Source organism: Blautia massiliensis (ex Durand et al. 2017), assembly GCF_051861785.1.
Taxonomy (GTDB): Bacteria; Bacillota; Clostridia; order Lachnospirales; family Lachnospiraceae; genus Blautia_A; species Blautia_A luti_A.
Genome location: NZ_CP146725.1, coordinates 392,012 through 409,584, shown reverse-complemented (window position 1 = coordinate 409,584; position 17,573 = coordinate 392,012). Strand labels below are relative to the sequence as shown.

Annotated in this window: 9 protein-coding genes, 3 rRNA genes and 1 pseudogene; all 13 read left to right on the top strand. The window is 45.2% G+C overall.

Annotation, left to right across the window (positions count from 1 at the left end; translation table 11 throughout):
• Positions 1-8: 8 nt before the first annotated feature.
• The 13 genes and pseudogenes from pheT to V9W66_RS02060 all read left to right on the top strand — a co-directional run bounded on the left by pheT (position 9) and on the right by V9W66_RS02060 (position 17,480).
• Positions 9-2,426 (top strand): phenylalanine--tRNA ligase subunit beta, encoded by a 2,418-nt coding sequence (gene pheT, locus V9W66_RS02120; RefSeq protein ID WP_144093683.1) that lies wholly within the window; start codon positions 9-11, stop codon positions 2,424-2,426.
• On the top strand, positions 2,426-3,034 hold the full coding sequence (locus tag V9W66_RS02115; RefSeq protein ID WP_186290028.1) for a histidine phosphatase family protein: 609 nt from the start codon (positions 2,426-2,428) through the stop codon (positions 3,032-3,034). Before pheT ends, V9W66_RS02115 begins: the two co-directional genes overlap by 1 nt.
• A 296-nt stretch (positions 3,035-3,330) precedes the next feature.
• A complete protein-coding gene (locus V9W66_RS02110; protein ID WP_044962386.1) occupies positions 3,331-3,543 on the top strand; it encodes a ferrous iron transport protein A in 213 nt (70 codons plus the stop codon).
• 132 nt (positions 3,544-3,675) lie between these two features.
• Complete coding sequence (locus tag V9W66_RS02105) at positions 3,676-5,337, top strand: MotA/TolQ/ExbB proton channel family protein (protein WP_144093685.1); 1,662 nt, start codon at positions 3,676-3,678, stop codon at positions 5,335-5,337.
• Positions 5,338-5,351: 14 nt separating this feature from the next.
• Positions 5,352-6,446, top strand: a complete 1,095-nt coding sequence (locus V9W66_RS02100; protein WP_144093686.1) for an OmpA family protein — start codon at positions 5,352-5,354, stop codon at positions 6,444-6,446.
• A 6-nt stretch (positions 6,447-6,452) separates the two neighbouring features.
• Entirely contained in the window at positions 6,453-6,716 is a 264-nt protein-coding gene (locus tag V9W66_RS02095; RefSeq protein ID WP_144093687.1) for a hypothetical protein, read from the top strand.
• A 1,548-nt stretch (positions 6,717-8,264) separates the two neighbouring features.
• Positions 8,265-9,794, top strand: a 16S ribosomal RNA gene (locus V9W66_RS02090).
• A 60-nt stretch (positions 9,795-9,854) separates the two neighbouring features.
• Positions 9,855-9,972 (top strand): 5S ribosomal RNA (gene rrf, locus V9W66_RS02085).
• A 395-nt stretch (positions 9,973-10,367) separates the two neighbouring features.
• Positions 10,368-13,254, top strand: a 23S ribosomal RNA gene (locus V9W66_RS02080).
• The 16S, 23S and 5S rRNA genes sit together here, the layout of an rRNA operon.
• A gap of 429 nt (positions 13,255-13,683) precedes the next feature.
• Entirely contained in the window at positions 13,684-14,382 is a 699-nt protein-coding gene (locus tag V9W66_RS02075) for an energy-coupled thiamine transporter ThiT (protein WP_144095329.1), read from the top strand.
• A gap of 400 nt (positions 14,383-14,782) precedes the next feature.
• Positions 14,783-15,315: pseudogene (locus V9W66_RS02070) on the top strand (IS607 family transposase).
• Positions 15,245-16,408 (top strand): RNA-guided endonuclease InsQ/TnpB family protein, encoded by a 1,164-nt coding sequence (locus V9W66_RS02065; protein ID WP_144095327.1) that lies wholly within the window; start codon positions 15,245-15,247, stop codon positions 16,406-16,408. Before V9W66_RS02070 ends, V9W66_RS02065 begins: the two are co-directional and overlap by 71 nt.
• 196 nt (positions 16,409-16,604) lie before the next feature.
• The gene (locus tag V9W66_RS02060) at positions 16,605-17,480 is read left to right on the top strand and encodes a methionyl aminopeptidase (RefSeq protein ID WP_092072034.1); all 876 of its coding nucleotides are present in this window, start codon (positions 16,605-16,607) and stop codon (positions 17,478-17,480) included.
• The last annotated feature ends 93 nt before the right edge of the window (positions 17,481-17,573 follow it).

The window sequence follows — 17,573 nt, the reverse complement described above, 5'->3', positions numbered from 1 at the left end:
CAACCAAAATGAATACTTCATTATCTTGGATTAAAACATATGTGCCGGATCTGGATGTAACGGCACAGGAATATACAGATGCCATGACCTTAACAGGCACAAAGGTAGAGGGCTTTACAGAGCTGGATGCAGATCTCGACAAGATCGTGATCGGCCAGATCGATAAGATCGAGAAGCATCCGGATGCAGATAAGCTGATCATCTGCCAGGTAAATATCGGAACTGAGAGTGTGCAGATCGTAACAGGCGCTCCAAATGTAAAAGAAGGAGATAAGGTTCCGGTTGTTCTTGATGGCGGACGTGTTGCAGGCGGCCATGATGGAAAAATGACTCCCGGAGGGATCAAGATCAAAAAAGGCAAACTCCGTGGCGTTGAGTCCTTTGGTATGATGTGCTCTATCGAGGAGCTTGGAAGCACCAGAGAAATGTATCCGGAAGCGCCGGAATACGGAATCTATATTTTTCCTGAGGACGCAGTTGTGGGTGAGAGCGCTGTTAAGGCACTTGGCCTTGACGATGTGGTATTTGAGTATGAGATCACTTCTAACCGTGTAGACTGCTACGGTGTTCTTGGAATCGCAAGAGAGGCAGCAGCAACCTTCCAGAAGAAATTCTGCCCGCCGGTTGTAGAGGTTAAGGAAAATGATGAGAAAGCTTCCGATTATGTAAAAGTTACTGTAGAGGATCCGGAACTTTGCCCGCGTTACTGCGCAAGAGTTGTAAAAAATGTCAAGATCGGTCCGTCCCCGAAGTGGATGCAGAGATGTCTGGCTTCCAATGGAATCCGCCCGATCAACAACCTGGTTGATATCACAAACTATGTAATGGAAGAGTTTGGACAGCCAATGCATGCATATGATCTGGATACCATCGCAAATCAGGAGATCGTTGTACGCCGTGCAGGAAAAGATGAGAAATTCGTCACACTGGATGGCCAGGAGCGTATCATGGATGAGAACGTTCTGATGATCTGTGACGGTGAGAAGGCTGTCGGCATCGCAGGTATCATGGGGGGAGAGAATTCCATGATCACAGACGATGTAAAAACGGTTCTTTTTGAGGCGGCGTGCTTCGATGGAACCAGCATCCGTCTTTCTTCCAAGAGGATCGGACTTCGTACAGATGCATCCGGTAAATTTGAGAAGGGTCTTGACCCGAACAATGCACAGGCTGCAATTGACCGTGCATGCCAGCTGATGGAAGAGCTTGGTGCAGGTGAGGTTGTAGGCGGAATGGTTGATGTCTGCAGCGAGACAAGAGAGCCATCCAGAGTAAAATTTGAGCCTGAGAAGATCAACAAGCTTCTTGGAACCAGCCTTACAAAAGAAGAGATGATCGATTATCTTGGACGTGTAGAACTGGCTTATGATGAAAAAACAGACGAGATCGTTGCACCGACATTCCGTCAGGATATCCACTGTAATGCAGATGTTGCAGAGGAGGTTGCAAGATTCTATGGCTATGATAAGATCCCGATGACACTTCCTACAGGAGAGGCTACTACAGGTAAGCTGCCATTTAAGCTTCGTATCCAGGAGGTTGCAAGAGATATCGCAGAATACTGCGGATTCTCAGAGGGAATGTCCTATTCTTTCGAAAGCCCGAAGGTATTTGACAAGCTTTGTATTCCTGAGGACAGTGATCTTCGTAAAGTCATCACCATCAGCAATCCTCTTGGAGAGGACTACAGTATCATGCGTACAAGCACACTGAACGGTATGCTGGCATCCCTTTCCACAAACTATAACAGACGTAATAAAGATGTTCGTCTTTACGAGCTTGGAAATATCTATCTTCCGAAGTCCCTTCCGGTTACAGAGCTTCCGGATGAGCGTACCATGTTTACACTTGGAATGTACGGAAAAGGCGATTTCTTTGATATGAAGGGTGTATGCGAGGAGTTCTTCGAGAAGATCGGAATGAAGAAAAAGGTTACCTACGATCCAAACAGCGGAAAACCATTCCTTCATCCGGGAAGACAGGCTAACATGATCTATGAGGGTAAGGTAGTCGGATATTTAGGGGAGGTTCATCCGGCTGTTGCAGATAATTACTCTATCGGAGAAAAAGCATATATTGCAGTGATCGACATTCTGGATGTTCTGGAATTTGCTGGTTTCAACCACAAATATACAGGAATTGCCAAATATCCGGCTGTAACTCGTGATCTGAGCCTTGTAGTTCCCCATGCAGTTCTCGCAGGACAGATCGAGGAGATTTTTGATCAGAGAGGCGGAAATATTCTTGAGAGTTATCAGCTGTTTGATATCTACGAGGGCGCACAGATTGAGAAAGGTTTCAAATCCATGGCTTATTCTCTGGTATTCCGTGCCCATGACAAGACTCTTGGTGAAAACGAGATCTCCGCAGCAATGAAAAAGATCATGAATGGTCTTAACGGACTTGGAATCGAGCTGAGAAGCTGATGCTGATCTACATTGTAAGACATGGCCTGACTGAGTGGAATAAATTAAAAAAGCTTCAGGGTGCAGCGGATGTACCTCTTGCGAAGGAAGGGATCCTTCTTGCAGAAAAAACCGGAGAAGCTCTCCGTAATGTGAAGTTTGATATCTGTTTTACAAGTCCGCTCTCAAGGGCAAAACAGACAGCAGAATATATTCTGGGGAAACGTGATGTTCCGATCATACCGGATAAGCGGATTCAGGAGATCGATTTTGGTGTGTTGGAGGGTGATCAGGTAAGAGATGCAGATGGCAATTATATCGATCCGCAGATCGAGACTTTTTTCCGTGCTCCGGTAAATTTTAAACGACCGGAAAAGGGCGAGGATATTTTTGATGTAATCGCCAGGACAAAGGATTTCTGGGATGAAATAACATCAGATCCGACTCTTGCGGATAAAACAATTCTTGTTGCCTCTCATGGATGTGCAGTCCGTGCTCTTCTTCAGAATGTAGATCCTGATCCGGAGAATTTCTGGAGAGGCTCCGTGCCGCCAAACTGCTGTGTTAATCTTGTGGAAGTAAAGAATGGAAAGACAACGCTTCTGGAAGAAGATAGAGTTTATGCATAGAAAATAATGAGAAACGCAGAATAACTGTAATGGCTGTTCTGCGTTTCTTTTTTTGCTTATTTTTATTGGTGGAATTTCACAGGTTATGATTGACTAATTAAGATAAAATGAGATAAAATATATAAAAGTAATGAATAATTCAGAAAAATAAAAGTTAAACTTTACTAATTATATAAAGATGCAGAATTGTGTTGGAACTATATGAAATCATTTAACCAAGTGCGGATTGCGAATATCCGCCTACGGATAGAGGATAATTACTGATAGCGATGTGATATATGGAATGGGGTGAGTATATGCAGTCATTAAATGAGACAAAAGCAGGGGAAAGCTACACGATCAAGTGGATGACCGGAATGCCGGAGACTATGGAACAGATCAGGCAATATGATGTCAGTGAAGGAAAGACCGTGCAGATCATAAGCAGGATACTTGGCGGAGTGATCGTAGGTGTTTGCGGACGCAGGATCCTGATCAGCGATGATGCAGCCTGCCGTATAAAAGTATAAATAGAAAAAAGACGAAAGGACAATTCTTTTGGCGAAGGAATTGTCCTTTCTGGTTGTTTTAGGGAAGATGTTATGATAGTATGGGAACAAAAGAGTAACTTTTTTCAAAAATAAAGACAGGGGAGGCATATTATGGGAAAAAAGTTTATGAATACAGTGCTGTTTCTGGCAGTAACAGTGGCCGCGGCAACCCTGACTGCTTATGTTGGAAAAGGCTCCGGGAATGTGTTGCTTTATAATTTTACATTTCTGGGACTTATGCTGATCATATACGCAGTGGGGCTTTTTGCAGGTTTATATCGGATGGATAACCTGTCAAGAGCACTGAAGCATGGCTCTGGTGAGATCACAGAAGTGTTTCAGCTTCCGGGAAGAGCCAGAAAAGAAGAGATTGGGCAGCTGCGAGGGATTTTCGGTGACCGCTATCTCGACAAAAAGATGGATGATTTTGTTGACAGCATCAGCAGAACGGAAGAAGGGATCGCTGAAGTAGAGGATTTTGTGAATATTGAGGATGTAGATGTACATATCCACAAGAGACTCCTTGAGATGGCTCCGGACATTTTTACAAGCCTTGGTATCCTTGGAACCTTTATCGGTCTTGTGTGGGGACTTAAGAACTTCCAGCCCACAGATTATGAAGTGATGACAAGCTCGGTATCCGCTCTTGTAGATGGCATCAAAGTTGCGTTTCTGACTTCCATTTATGGAGTTGCACTTTCTGTTGTGTATACATTTGGGATGAAAAGCGGATATTCTGCGATGTCCCAGGCGATGCAGGATTTTCTGGATCGTTTTCACGCACTGGTGCTCCCTACTGCGGAGAATGAGTCCTGGAATCTCCTTGTTTCCAGCCAGAAGACACAGACAGAAGCCATGAAACAGATGGCGGAACAGTTTTCTGTGCAGATGGCAGATAGCTTTGAGAAAGTGATCACACCTACTTTTCAGAAGATGAATGATTCTCTGGACGTTCTTACCGCATCTGTGACAAAAGGGCAGCAGGATGCGATCCGGGAGATCCTGGATACGTTTTTAAGCGAGATGCATGGTTCCTTTCAGATGCAGTTTGAAGATTTTAATGATGCTCTGGCAGAACTTAAGAAGGTGCAGAAGGAGAATACAGAATATACATCAGAATTGTACAAGACCATGAGCAGTCAGCTGAGTGAAACTTTTACGAAGCAGGAACGTGCCATGAAGGATGCCATTAAGGAAATCGATGAGATGCAGAGCAGTTATATGAAGACTGCAGACCGTATTATCCGGGATAATCAGATGATCCAGCAGCTGCAGAAACAGGATTACGAAAAGTTTGCCCGGCATATGCATGAAAATGAAAAAGAATCCGCAGATCTCTGGAAAAACTGCAATGCATCTATGCGCCAGTATGTGGACAGCGCTGCAGAGGGGATGAAAGCAGTTGCGGATTCCAATAGGATCAGCGAGGAGCTTCTTCGTGAAGATAAGAAGATGATCGAAGATTTCGAAGCCAGAGTGAAAGAATTTACCGAGAGCCAGAAGATGGTCAATAGTGTTCTGGATGAGGTACGCAGGCTTCTTTCTGAGATCAAGACGGCAAAAAATAACCGTGATATCCATCTGATCGCCGGACAGCCCTGGGGCTATGGAAGCAATGCCGGTATCCAGGAACTTAAGGATAAGCTGACGGGTCTGGAGGATCTTCTGGAAGGACAGGGTGCAAGACAGGAAGCGCTGCTGGATGAGATCGAGCGCAGTATCCGTGAGGCAACGAAGGCAGCACAGAAAAGCCGTTTTGGTTTATTTAAATAAGAGAGGAATTGTCAATGCGCAAAAAAAGAAAGCCGGAGGGGCATGGGTTTAATGTCTGGCGTTCTTATTCGGATATGATGGCAGGAGTTTTGCTGCTTTTTGTTCTGATTATGTGTGTGACACTTTTTCAGGCACAGAAGAGCTATCAGGACAGTCTGAAGGAACGGGATGAAAAAATCGCTCTTCAGGAAAAATATACAGAAGAGCTTCTGGAAAAACAGAATGCGCTGGATGAGCAGGCAGGAACATTAAAGAGCCAGGATGAGCAGATCAAGTCCAAGGACAAGCAGATCAAATCTCAGGATAAAGAACTGTCTTCTCTGGCGGAGAAGCTTGTCAAACAGCAGGAAACACTGGAGGCACAGCAGAAGAAGCTGAAAGAACAGCAGAAAAAGCTGTCCTCTCAGAAAAAGAAGCTTTCCAGCCAGCAGGATACACTGAAAGAGCAGCAGTCTGCGCTGGATGAAAAAACAGAGCTTCTGGAAGAACAGCAGGAGAAGATCGACAAGATCATCGGCGTGAAAGCGGAGGTTGTGGAAGCTTTGCAGAAGGAATTTGAGAAAAAGAACCTCAATGTGGATATTGATCCACAGACAGGTGCGCTGACGTTGAATGCCAATGTTATGTTTGATTATGATCAGGCAGAGCTTACCGATTCCGGTAAGATGACATTGTCCATGGTACTGCCGACATATTGTAAGGTATTGCTGGATGATTCCTATAAGAAATATCTTGGCGAGATCATTATTGATGGTTATACGGATACAGACGGAGATTACAGTTATAACCTGGAGCTGTCACAGAAGAGGTCTCTGGCGGTAGCACAGTATCTTTTGGATATTAAGAGTGATTTTCTGAAGGATTCACAGGTTCAGGAACTGAAGGATTGTCTGACAGTGAATGGGCATTCCATGTCAGATCCGGTTCTGGATGCAGAAGGAAATGTAGATAAGGAGGCGTCCAGACGTGTAGAGGTAAAATTCCGTTTGAAGGATGAAGAGATGATCCAGGAACTGAATAAGATCATGCAGGGAGATTCTGCAGAGTCCGACAGTACTGCTCAGAAAAAAGAAAAGGATCAGAAAGAAAATCAGGATAATAAGCAGTAATAAAATATGGCTGCTTTATATTTTACGAAGTCATTGACGAAGGTTCTGGATACAGTATGGATTCATAAGGGGTACACAGGCAGTTGTTATGTTGAGCTCGCGGAGATGATCTTTAAAGTTACCGGTACAATGATCCCTGGACCGACGATCGAGGGTTATAAGCAGGAATGGGTTTCGGTGTCAAATACGATGACTTTGAGAAATTCTGCTATGCAGCTTCGGAATGAGATCATTCAGGCGAAGAATAATGGTGGAGCTTCGAATCAGTAGATTGGGGATTATCAGCTGCTGATGAGGACTTATCTGGCCTGCCTGAAGAAGTCTGGGGGATATGTGGCGTCAGTTGTGAGGAATCCGTATGTTATGCAGGGGCATTTGGCTCGTTATGATAGTGCGTTGAATTATGAAGCTTATATTTCGGGGTGTAAGTCTAATGCAGTGTATGGGAAGTGATTGAGGTTTAACTGGATCAAGTAAGTTCCTTGAGGGGGTGCGAAAAGCGATAAGCTGTGGAGCAGTTATTCGGTTATGAGCAAGTAGCGAAGTGGATTGTGAATATCCGCTTGACATTTGTTCTTTTTGCTCTGGTGTCTGGCAGTGTTGTATTTGCTGGACACCGGGGCTTTTTTGTTTTGTTGGAGGTATAGAGGGACGCTAGAGGAAGGTGGCATCGGTCTGTGGGGGATGCAGTTGGGGATGTTGTTGAGGTTTTGTGGGGTGGATGGAGAGAGGGACGCCAGAGGAAGGTGGCATCGGTCCGGGCAGGGACTCCGTCGGGGGATACTACTAGGGCTCCGTGAGACGGCTAAAAGCATTGCGGCAGGGTCAGAACTCGCCTCCGGCTCAGACAGCAGACCCTGCCGCAATAACGCCGTCTCCCGCAGCCCAAGTAGTAATCACCCCTCCTCCGCAGCAGCCCAGCCCGATGCCACCTTCCTCTGGCTGACATTTCCAACCGACAGGAAAAAGCCAGAGCATGGGACAGAAGCAAACATCAAAGAAACATCAAAGAAACATCAAAGAATTCAGAATACAGAAACCAGATCGGCACAGCGTACCACCATAAGTACCGAAGAATACAGAAACCAGATCGGCACAACGTTCCATCCTGAGTACCGCAGCACACAGATAAAAGTCAACAACGCAGCACACACAACAACGAAGAACTACTTCCGTGCCCAAGAGGGTGGGGGTGCAGGAGGAGGGCCTTCGAGCTACGGAACTCTGAGATGGCCTTCTCCCTGCATATTCCCGCATTGAAAATGCGACCGGCGTAGCGCCATCCAGCGAAGAGACTTATCATTAAAAAAACAACACAATAAACAACAATAAAAATAATCCTAAAAATTACAAATAAGAATAAAAAAATTGTCCTATAAAAATAAACTTCCAGGAAAATCTAAAAAAATTGAAATTTATGGTTGACAAGCATAACTCCCAGTGGTATTATAACTGAGCTGTCGCAAATAATTGTTTTCAAAAAACAAACAATTAAAAAGAATTTCAGAAAAATGAAATTCACAGTTGACAAAAGACAGAAGATGTGATAAAGTATCCAAGTCGTCAACGAAACGACAACAAAATCTTAACTCAAAAATGTTTGAAAAAAACTCAAAAAAGTGCTTGACAAACAAAAAGAGATGAGATAAAATAAGAGAGCTGTCTGAGAGACAGACGCAACAAACCTTGATAACTAAACAGTGAAACACATACGATTCTCGAAAATTTCTTTACATTTAAAGAACGGTTTAAACAAACCAAAAGCAGTAAAAACGAGAGATAGCCAAACGGTTGTCTTGAGTAAATGAATCAAACATTTTATCAGAGAGTTTGATCCTGGCTCAGGATGAACGCTGGCGGCGTGCTTAACACATGCAAGTCGAACGGGAAACCTTTTATTGAAGCTTCGGCAGATCTAGCTGGTTTCTAGTGGCGGACGGGTGAGTAACGCGTGGGTAACCTGCCTTGTACAGGGGGATAACAGTCAGAAATGACTGCTAATACCGCATAAGCGCACAGAGCTGCATGGCTCGGTGTGAAAAACTCCGGTGGTATAAGATGGACCCGCGTTGGATTAGCTTGTTGGCAGGGTAACGGCCTACCAAGGCGACGATCCATAGCCGGCCTGAGAGGGTGAACGGCCACATTGGGACTGAGACACGGCCCAGACTCCTACGGGAGGCAGCAGTGGGGAATATTGCACAATGGGGGAAACCCTGATGCAGCGACGCCGCGTGAAGGAAGAAGTATCTCGGTATGTAAACTTCTATCAGCAGGGAAGAAAATGACGGTACCTGACTAAGAAGCCCCGGCTAACTACGTGCCAGCAGCCGCGGTAATACGTAGGGGGCAAGCGTTATCCGGATTTACTGGGTGTAAAGGGAGCGTAGACGGATGGACAAGTCTGATGTGAAAGGCTGGGGCTCAACCCCGGGACTGCATTGGAAACTGCCCGTCTTGAGTGCCGGAGAGGTAAGCGGAATTCCTAGTGTAGCGGTGAAATGCGTAGATATTAGGAGGAACACCAGTGGCGAAGGCGGCTTACTGGACGGTAACTGACGTTGAGGCTCGAAAGCGTGGGGAGCAAACAGGATTAGATACCCTGGTAGTCCACGCGGTAAACGATGAATGCTAGGTGTCGGGTGACGAAGTCATTCGGTGCCGCCGCAAACGCATTAAGCATTCCACCTGGGGAGTACGTTCGCAAGAATGAAACTCAAAGGAATTGACGGGGACCCGCACAAGCGGTGGAGCATGTGGTTTAATTCGAAGCAACGCGAAGAACCTTACCAAGTCTTGACATCCCCCTGACCGGAACTTAACCGTTCCTTTCCTTCGGGACAGGGGAGACAGGTGGTGCATGGTTGTCGTCAGCTCGTGTCGTGAGATGTTGGGTTAAGTCCCGCAACGAGCGCAACCCCTATCCTCAGTAGCCAGCATATAAGGTGGGCACTCTGGGGAGACTGCCAGGGATAACCTGGAGGAAGGCGGGGATGACGTCAAATCATCATGCCCCTTATGATTTGGGCTACACACGTGCTACAATGGCGTAAACAAAGGGAAGCGAACCCGCGAGGGTGGGCAAATCCCAAAAATAACGTCCCAGTTCGGACTGTAGTCTGCAACCCGACTACACGAAGCTGGAATCGCTAGTAATCGCGGATCAGAATGCCGCGGTGAATACGTTCCCGGGTCTTGTACACACCGCCCGTCACACCATGGGAGTCAGTAACGCCCGAAGTCAGTGACCTAACCGCAAGGGAGGAGCTGCCGAAGGCGGGACCGATGACTGGGGTGAAGTCGTAACAAGGTAGCCGTATCGGAAGGTGCGGCTGGATCACCTCCTTTCTAAGGAAAAAGTAGAGAGTAAGAATGTGTTTTACTGTTTAGCTATCAAGCTGAAAGATTTCTGGTGCCGATGCGGTTGGGGGACACACCCGTTCCCATCCCGAACACGACGGTTAAGACCCAATCGGCCGATGGTACTGCACTGGAGACGGTGTGGGAGAGCAGGTGGGCGCCAGATCAAAAAAAGAAGAACAGGGAAACCTGATGAGATAGATGCTGGTTTTACCAGTGATCTGAGAGAAAAAGCTATTTTCCTTTCAGATGGCTGATAAAACATCAGTCAGCATTGTACCTTGAAAACTGCATACATGAAATTTGATTAAGTTAATCAAATATCCTTAAACGCAAAGTATTAAGAAATTAATGCAAACGCAAAGATAGGAAGACATCGATTTATCTGTTATGAACAGAGTAATCAAACACATACGTTACGAACGTGAGTGTAAACTTCGTGAGAAGAAAGCACTTACTGTAGTAACACGAGAATCAAGAGACCGCATCACCTACGCTAGGGTGATGTTAAGCGGCAGGCAGATCATCCACAGGAAGATCCACTTGCATGCTAAGGCAAAAGGTCAAGCAATAAGGGCACAGGGCGGATGCCTTGGCACTAAGAGCCGATGAAAGACGTGATAAGCTGCGAAAAGCTTCGGGGAGGAGCAAATATCCCGTGATCCGGAGATGTCTGAATGGGGAAACCCGCATGAGCAGACCTCATGCATCCATACGCCAATCCATAACGTATGGAAGGGAACCCGGGGAACTGAAACATCTAAGTACCCGGAGGAAAAGAAAGAAACATCGATTCCGTAAGTAGCGGCGAGCGAACGCGGAGGAGCCTAAACCGGTGTGCGTGCATGCCGGGGTCATGGACTGCATTTAAGATTCAGCGAAGTTAACAGAACGGTTTTGGGAAAGCCGGCCGGAGAGGGTGAAAGCCCCGTACGTGAAAACAGAGCTGACTGAGCAGGATCCGGAGTACCACGAGACACGAGGAACCTTGTGGGAAGTAAGGGGGACCACCCCCTAAGGCTAAATACTACTTAGTGACCGATAGCGCATAGTACTGTGAAGGAAAGGTGAAAAGGACCCCGGGAGGGGAGTGAAAGAGAACCTGAAACCCTGTGTCTACAAGCTGTGGGAGTGCCTTATGAGCACGACCGCGTACTTTTTGTAGAACGGTCCGGCGAGTTACGCTTACTGGCAAGGTTAAGCACTTCAGGTGTGGAGCCGTAGGGAAACCAAGTCTTAACAGGGCCAGAGTCAGTAGGAGTAGACCCGAAACCGGGTGATCTATCCATGTCCAGGTTGAAGCTGCCGTAAGAGGTAGTGGAGGACCGAACCCACATCCGTTGAAAAGGGTGGGGATGAGGTGTGGATAGGGGAGAAATTCCAATCGAACCCGGAGATAGCTGGTTCTCCTCGAAATAGCTTTAGGGCTAGCCTCGGTGTGAGTCTTGCGGAGGTAGAGCACTGAATTTCCTAGGGGGCGTCAAAGCCTACCGAAGAATATCAAACTCCGAATGCCGTGTAGATATCACCGGGAGTCAGACTGCACGAGATAAGTTGGGCGGTCAAAAGGGAAAGAGCCCAGACCTACAGTTAAGGTCCCAAAGTGCGCGTTAAGTGGAAAAGGATGTGGGATTTCGAAGACAACCAGGATGTTGGCTCAGAAGCAGCCATACATTCAAAGAGTGCGTAATAGCTCACTGGTCGAGAGGTCCTGCGCCGAAAATGTCCGGGGCTGAAACGCGCCACCGAAACTAAGGAATCTGAAAAGATTGGTAGAGGAGCATTGCATGCGGGAAGAAGCAGTACCGGAAGGAGCTGTGGACTGCATGGAAGAGAGAATGCCGGAATGAGTAGCGAGATAGAGGTGGGAATCCTCTAGGCCGAATATCCAAGGTTTCCAGGGTAAAGCTGATCTGCCCTGGGTGAGTCGGGACCTAAGGTGAGGGCGGGAGCCGTAGCCGATGGACAACAGGTTGATATTCCTGTACTGCAGTATGACAGAACTGTGGGGACACGTAAGGAGAGCGGGAGCCGGGAATGGAAAGCCCGGTACAAGCGAGGTACCAGTATGGTAGGAAAATCCGCCATGCAATGGGAAGACGTGATGTGGAGTGAATTTTAGTAACGAAGCCCGTGAGCCATGCGTCAAGAAAAGCCGCTATCGTTCATATTGTACCCGTACCGTAAACCGACACAGGTGGATGAGGAGAGAATCCTAAGGCCGGCGGAAGAAGTATTGCCAAGGAACTCGGCAAAATGGCCCCGTAACTTAGGGAGAAGGGGTGCCTGCGAGAGCAGGCCGCAGAGAATAGGCTCAAGCAACTGTTTAGCAAAAACACAGGTCTATGCGAAACCGAAAGGTGAGGTATATGGGCTGACGCCTGCCCGGTGCTGGAAGGTTAAGAGGAGAGGTTAGCGGTAACGCGAAGCTTTGAATTTAAGCCCCAGTAAACGGCGGCCGTAACTATAACGGTCCTAAGGTAGCGAAATTCCTTGTCGGGTAAGTTCCGACCCGCACGAAAGGCGTAATGATTTGAGCGCTGTCTCGGCAATACATCCGGTGAAATTGAAGTGCCAGTGAAGATGCTGGCTACCCGCGCCAGGACGGAAAGACCCCATGGAGCTTTACTCCAGTTTGGCACTGGGGTCCGGTGTTGCATGTACAGGATAGGTGGGAGGCTGAGAAACGGTAACGTCAGTTGCCGCGGAGCCGCTGTTGGGATACCACCCTTGTGATATTGGGCTTCTAACCAGCCGCCGTGACCCGGCGGTGGGACAATGCCAGGCGGGGAGTTTGACTGGGGCGGTCGCCTCCGAAAGGGTATCGGAGGCGCCCAAAGGTTCCCTCAGAATGGACGGAAACCATTCGAAGAGTGCAAAGGCAGAAGGGAGCTTGACTGCGACACCGACGGGTGGAGCAGGTACGAAAGTAGGGCTTAGTGATCCGGTGGTATTAAGTGGGAATGCCATCGCTCAACGGATAAAAGCTACCCTGGGGATAACAGGCTTATCACTCCCAAGAGTTCACATCGACGGAGTGGTTTGGCACCTCGATGTCGGCTCATCGCATCCTGGGGCTGTAGTAGGTCCCAAGGGTTGGGCTGTTCGCCCATTAAAGCGGTACGCGAGCTGGGTTCAGAACGTCGTGAGACAGTTCGGTCCCTATCCGGCGTGGGCGCAGGATATCTGAGAGGAGCTGTCCTTAGTACGAGAGGACCGGGATGGACGGACCGCTGGTGGACCGGTTGGCTTGCCAAAGCCATGGCCGGGTAGCCAAGTCCGGAAGGGATAAACGCTGAAGGCATCTAAGCGTGAAGCCCCCCTCAAGATGAGATATCCCATTCTTATGAAGTAAACCCCCTTGAAGACGACGAGGTAGATAGGGCAGGGGTGGAAGTGTGGTAACACATGGAGCTGACTGTTACTAATCGGGTGAGGGCTTGACCAAAAAGCCGAGGAAGCGGGCAGGAAACAGCAGGAATGGATCGGAACAAGCTTGCTTGTGGAGAGGCATTCATGATGATTCCTGAACATTTGCGAAGCAAATGACATCGAACGACGGAGTCGTGAGATGACTACCGCTGTAGTATCGGTACGCAGGTTAAATTTGATTCAAAAAGTTTGATTAACCATCAACAAAGCATGTATGTAGTTTTTAAGGTACAAAGGGAAAGAGGAAAGCAGGAGAAAAATCAGTACATGGATTTTTCTCCTGCTTTTGTTATATATGATCATACATCTCCCACCATTTACATCTCTTTTTCCATATGCTACAATAGGTAAGACCAAAGGAGCCTGACCAGGCTGTGAAGAGGTGCAGGCTTTGACCTTTGAACTTGATTTGGGCAATTTAATCGTAAGGAGGAAAGAAAAGAGGATGTTTAATTTTCTTGTGACTGCCGAAGGCGGTCTCACAACGGCAGGATATGGCGTATCTGTTATTGCAGTCCTGATTTTGATAATTCTGGTAGCAGTATTACTTCAGAAAAACACATCTGCATTAAAATTTACCACACAGCAGCTGGTTACCTGTGCAGTAGCATTGGCACTTGCATATGTAACTTCCTACATTAAGATATTTAAACTGCCATTTGGCGGATCTGTGACCTTGTTCAGTATGTTGTTTATTGTTCTGATCGGTTACTGGTATGGCATTAAGGTAGGAATTCTTACCGGTCTTGTATATGGGATTTTTCAGTTCCTCCAGGAGCCATATGTCCTTTCATTTTTTCAGGTATGCTGTGATTACATTCTGGCATTTGGAGCCATGGGGCTTTCCGGATTATTTACAAAATCCAGAAAACATGGTCTTCTTAAAGCATACATACTAGCAATTCTGGCAAGAGGGGCATTCCATGCACTTGGTGGATATCTTTATTGGATGGATTATATGCCGGATAATTTTCCGAAGTCTCTGACAGCTTTGTATCCGATTATTTACAATTACAGTTATATTCTTCTGGAAGGTGTACTGACGATCGTAGTAATTTCTATTCCGGCAGTATCCCGTGCACTTGGGCGAATGCGAATAATGGCAACTGGTGGAAACCGACAATCTGCAGCCACCGAAAAATAATTAATACAGACACATAAATAAAAATAGATCGTTCAAGCTACTACGATCTTTTTTTATTGAAAAATCACAAAAAGTTATATAAAACAAACCAAAAACACAAAGAATACTTTTCACCTAAAGAAAGTTGTGCTATGATAATCAGGCGGAATAATTTCCCATTCAAACGGATGAAGGCAAGTCCCCACCTACAGTTTATTGCTTTTCGCAACCACATAGGAGACTTCTTTGATTCGGTTAAAATATTTCAGACAGATATAATCTGAACATATAAAATACAAAAGAAAAAGCAGCCATACAGTTGCGAAAAGGAGAATATCTTAAGTAATCAAATTTGTTGACTAATGTGATCAAATATGTTTAAAAGTACTCAAAAGAGTAAATTATTATGAACACATCAAATATCACAAATTACAAGCCAAAAGATTTTGCTGAACTGTTAGGTGTATCTGTAAAAACATTACAGCGTTGGGATAGAGACGGAACTCTAAAGGCAAACCGAACTCCAACTGATAGACGTTATTACACTTATGACCAATATCTGCAATTCAAAGGAATAAGTACTGAAGATGACCAACGTCAGGTAGTTATTTATGCCAGGGTATCTACAAGAAATCAAAAAGATGATTTACAAAACCAGGTTGCATTTTTACGACAGTTTTGTAATGCCAAAGGTATTATTGTAGACCAGTGTATTGAAGATTATGGAAGTGGCCTTAATTACAATCGTAAAAAGTGGAACGAATTATTAGATGAAGTGATGGAACAAAAAATCAAAACCTCGTGCAGGATATTGTTTCAATACTCCATGTGTTCTCTTGCAGGTTGTACGGACTTCGTAAGTATAAAAAACAAATAGAAAGGGATGTGGAAATTGCTAAAGAGCTTCAAGACGGAAATAAATCCGTCAGAGGAACAGAAAGTCAAGATTCATAAGACGATAGGAACTTGTAGATTTATTTATAATTTCTATCTTGCCCATAATAAAGAACTTTACAACAACGGTGAAAAGTTTATGAGCAGTAACAGGTTTAGAGTCTGGCTTAACAATGAATATCTTTCTGAGCATCCGGAGTATTCGTGGATCAAGGAAGCTTATTCAAAAGCAGTAATACAGTCAGTAAATAATGGACAAACTGCTTTTACAAGATTTTTCAATCACGAGAGTGCTTTTCCTAAGTTCAAAAAGAAAGGCAGATCTGATGTAAAGATGTATTTTGTAAAGAATAATCCAAAGGATTGTCGTTGCGAAAGGCATAGAATCAATATTCCGTCACTTGGTTGGGTCCGTATCAAAGAAAAAGGATATATTCCAACAACTAAAGACGGATATGTGGTTAAAAGTGGCACGGTCTCAATGAAAGCTGACAGATACTATGTTTCAGTTCTTGTAGAAATTTCTGATAACAAGATTGCTGATAATTCCAATGCAGGAATTGGCATAGACCTGGGATTAAAGGATTTTGCCATTGTTTCTAATGGTAAGACTTATAAGAACATCAACAAGTCAGCAAGACTGAAAAAGCTTGAGAAACAACTTATTCGGGAACAGAGATGTCTCTCCCGTAAGTATGAAAATCTAAAGAAAGGAGAAGTCACTCAAAGGGCGAATATACAAAAACAAAAACTCAAGGTACAGAAACTTCATCATAAGATAGATAATATCCGTACTGATTACATTAACAAGACAATCGCTGAGATAGTGAAAACCAAGCCATCTTATATAACGATCGAGGACTTAAATGTAAATGGTATGATGAAGAATCGACATCTTTCAAAAGCAGTTGCATCACAAAAGTTTTATGAATTTAGAACAAAGCTGCAAATCAAATGCAATGAAAATGGGATCGAACTTCGAATAGTAGATAGATGGTATCCATCATCTAAAACCTGTCACTGCTGTGGCGCTATCAAAAAAGATTTAAAGCTTTCAGATAGAATATTCAAATGCAGTTGCGGTTATGTCGAAGACAGAGATCTCAATGCTGCACTTAATTTGAGAGATGCAATAACTTACGAAGTTGCATAACTAAAACGCAAACGTAAGTATGTACCGAAGGCTATTTTCGGGAATTTACGACTGCGGAGTGTACAAGAACTTGTGAGTAGATATGATTTCGGTCAATCAAAAACATACACGGTGAAGCAGTAAGTAGAACTCGTGAGAGTCTACGTTATCTCGATGTGAGTATATTTACACATATTTTGAGTGGCAGAAGAAAAAGATGTCTAAAAAAATCGAACGAAATGATCCCTGCTGGTGTGGAAGCGGAAAAAAATATAAAAAATGTCATGAAGCATTTGATGAAAAAATGGAACTCATGAAAAAGAAGGGGTATGCAGTTCTTGACCATGATCTGATCAAGACACCTGCACAGATCGAGAAGATCAAAGAGAGCTGCAAGATCAATGTTGCAGTTCTTGATTATGTTGCAGAGCATATCGGACCAGGCGTGACGACACAGCAGATTGATGACTGGGTACATGAAGAAACAGTACGTCATGGCGGAATTCCGGCACCACTTAATTATGAAGGTTTTCCAAAAAGCGTATGTACATCTATCAACGAGGTAGTATGCCACGGAATCCCGGATGAAGAAATTGTCTTAAAAGAAGGTGATATTGTCAATGTAGATGTATCCACCATTTATCAGGGATATTTTTCTGATTCCTCCCGTATGTTCTGTATTGGACAGGTAAGTCCGGAGAAGGAGAAGCTTGTCCGTGTGACAAAAGAATGCATAGAGCTTGGCCTTGAACAGGTAAAACCATGGACACCGATCGGAAATATGGGAAGTGCTGTACACAAACATGCAGTGGAAAACGGCTATACAGTTGTGAGAGAAATTGGCGGACATGGTGTAGGTCTTGAGTTTCATGAAGATCCATGGGTAAGCTACACATCTAAGGAAGATTCAGGTGTACTCATGGTACCTGGAATGATCTTTACTATTGAACCAATGGTCAATATGGGATCTGATGAAATCTATACAGATGAGATCGATGACTGGACAGTGAGGACAGAGGATGGTCTGCCATCGGCACAGTGGGAGATCATGGTCCTTGTCACAGAAACAGGACATGAGGTCCTTTGCTGGTAAAAGCCATCGAAAATCCGGAAAAAAAGTCCTTGCAATGAGAAGTTATCTAGTGTATAATCACATATGTTGTGAAAAAAGATGGTCCTCTGTTAC

Bases quoted from the DNA above. Each gene is read 5' to 3' on its own strand.
- V9W66_RS02110 (WP_044962386.1), top strand. From the start codon at position 3,331: ATGCAGTCATTAAATGAGACAAAAGCAGGGGAAAGCTACACGATCAAG.
- V9W66_RS02095 (WP_144093687.1), top strand. From the start codon at position 6,453: ATGGCTGCTTTATATTTTACGAAGTCATTGACGAAGGTTCTGGATACA.
- V9W66_RS02060 (WP_092072034.1), top strand. From the start codon at position 16,605: ATGTCTAAAAAAATCGAACGAAATGATCCCTGCTGGTGTGGAAGCGGA.
- pheT (WP_144093683.1), top strand. From the start codon at position 9: ATGAATACTTCATTATCTTGGATTAAAACATATGTGCCGGATCTGGAT.
- V9W66_RS02115 (WP_186290028.1), top strand. From the start codon at position 2,426: ATGCTGATCTACATTGTAAGACATGGCCTGACTGAGTGGAATAAATTA.
- V9W66_RS02065 (WP_144095327.1), top strand. From the start codon at position 15,245: ATGTGGAAATTGCTAAAGAGCTTCAAGACGGAAATAAATCCGTCAGAG.
- V9W66_RS02105 (WP_144093685.1), top strand. From the start codon at position 3,676: ATGGGAAAAAAGTTTATGAATACAGTGCTGTTTCTGGCAGTAACAGTG.
- V9W66_RS02075 (WP_144095329.1), top strand. From the start codon at position 13,684: ATGTTTAATTTTCTTGTGACTGCCGAAGGCGGTCTCACAACGGCAGGA.
- V9W66_RS02100 (WP_144093686.1), top strand. From the start codon at position 5,352: ATGCGCAAAAAAAGAAAGCCGGAGGGGCATGGGTTTAATGTCTGGCGT.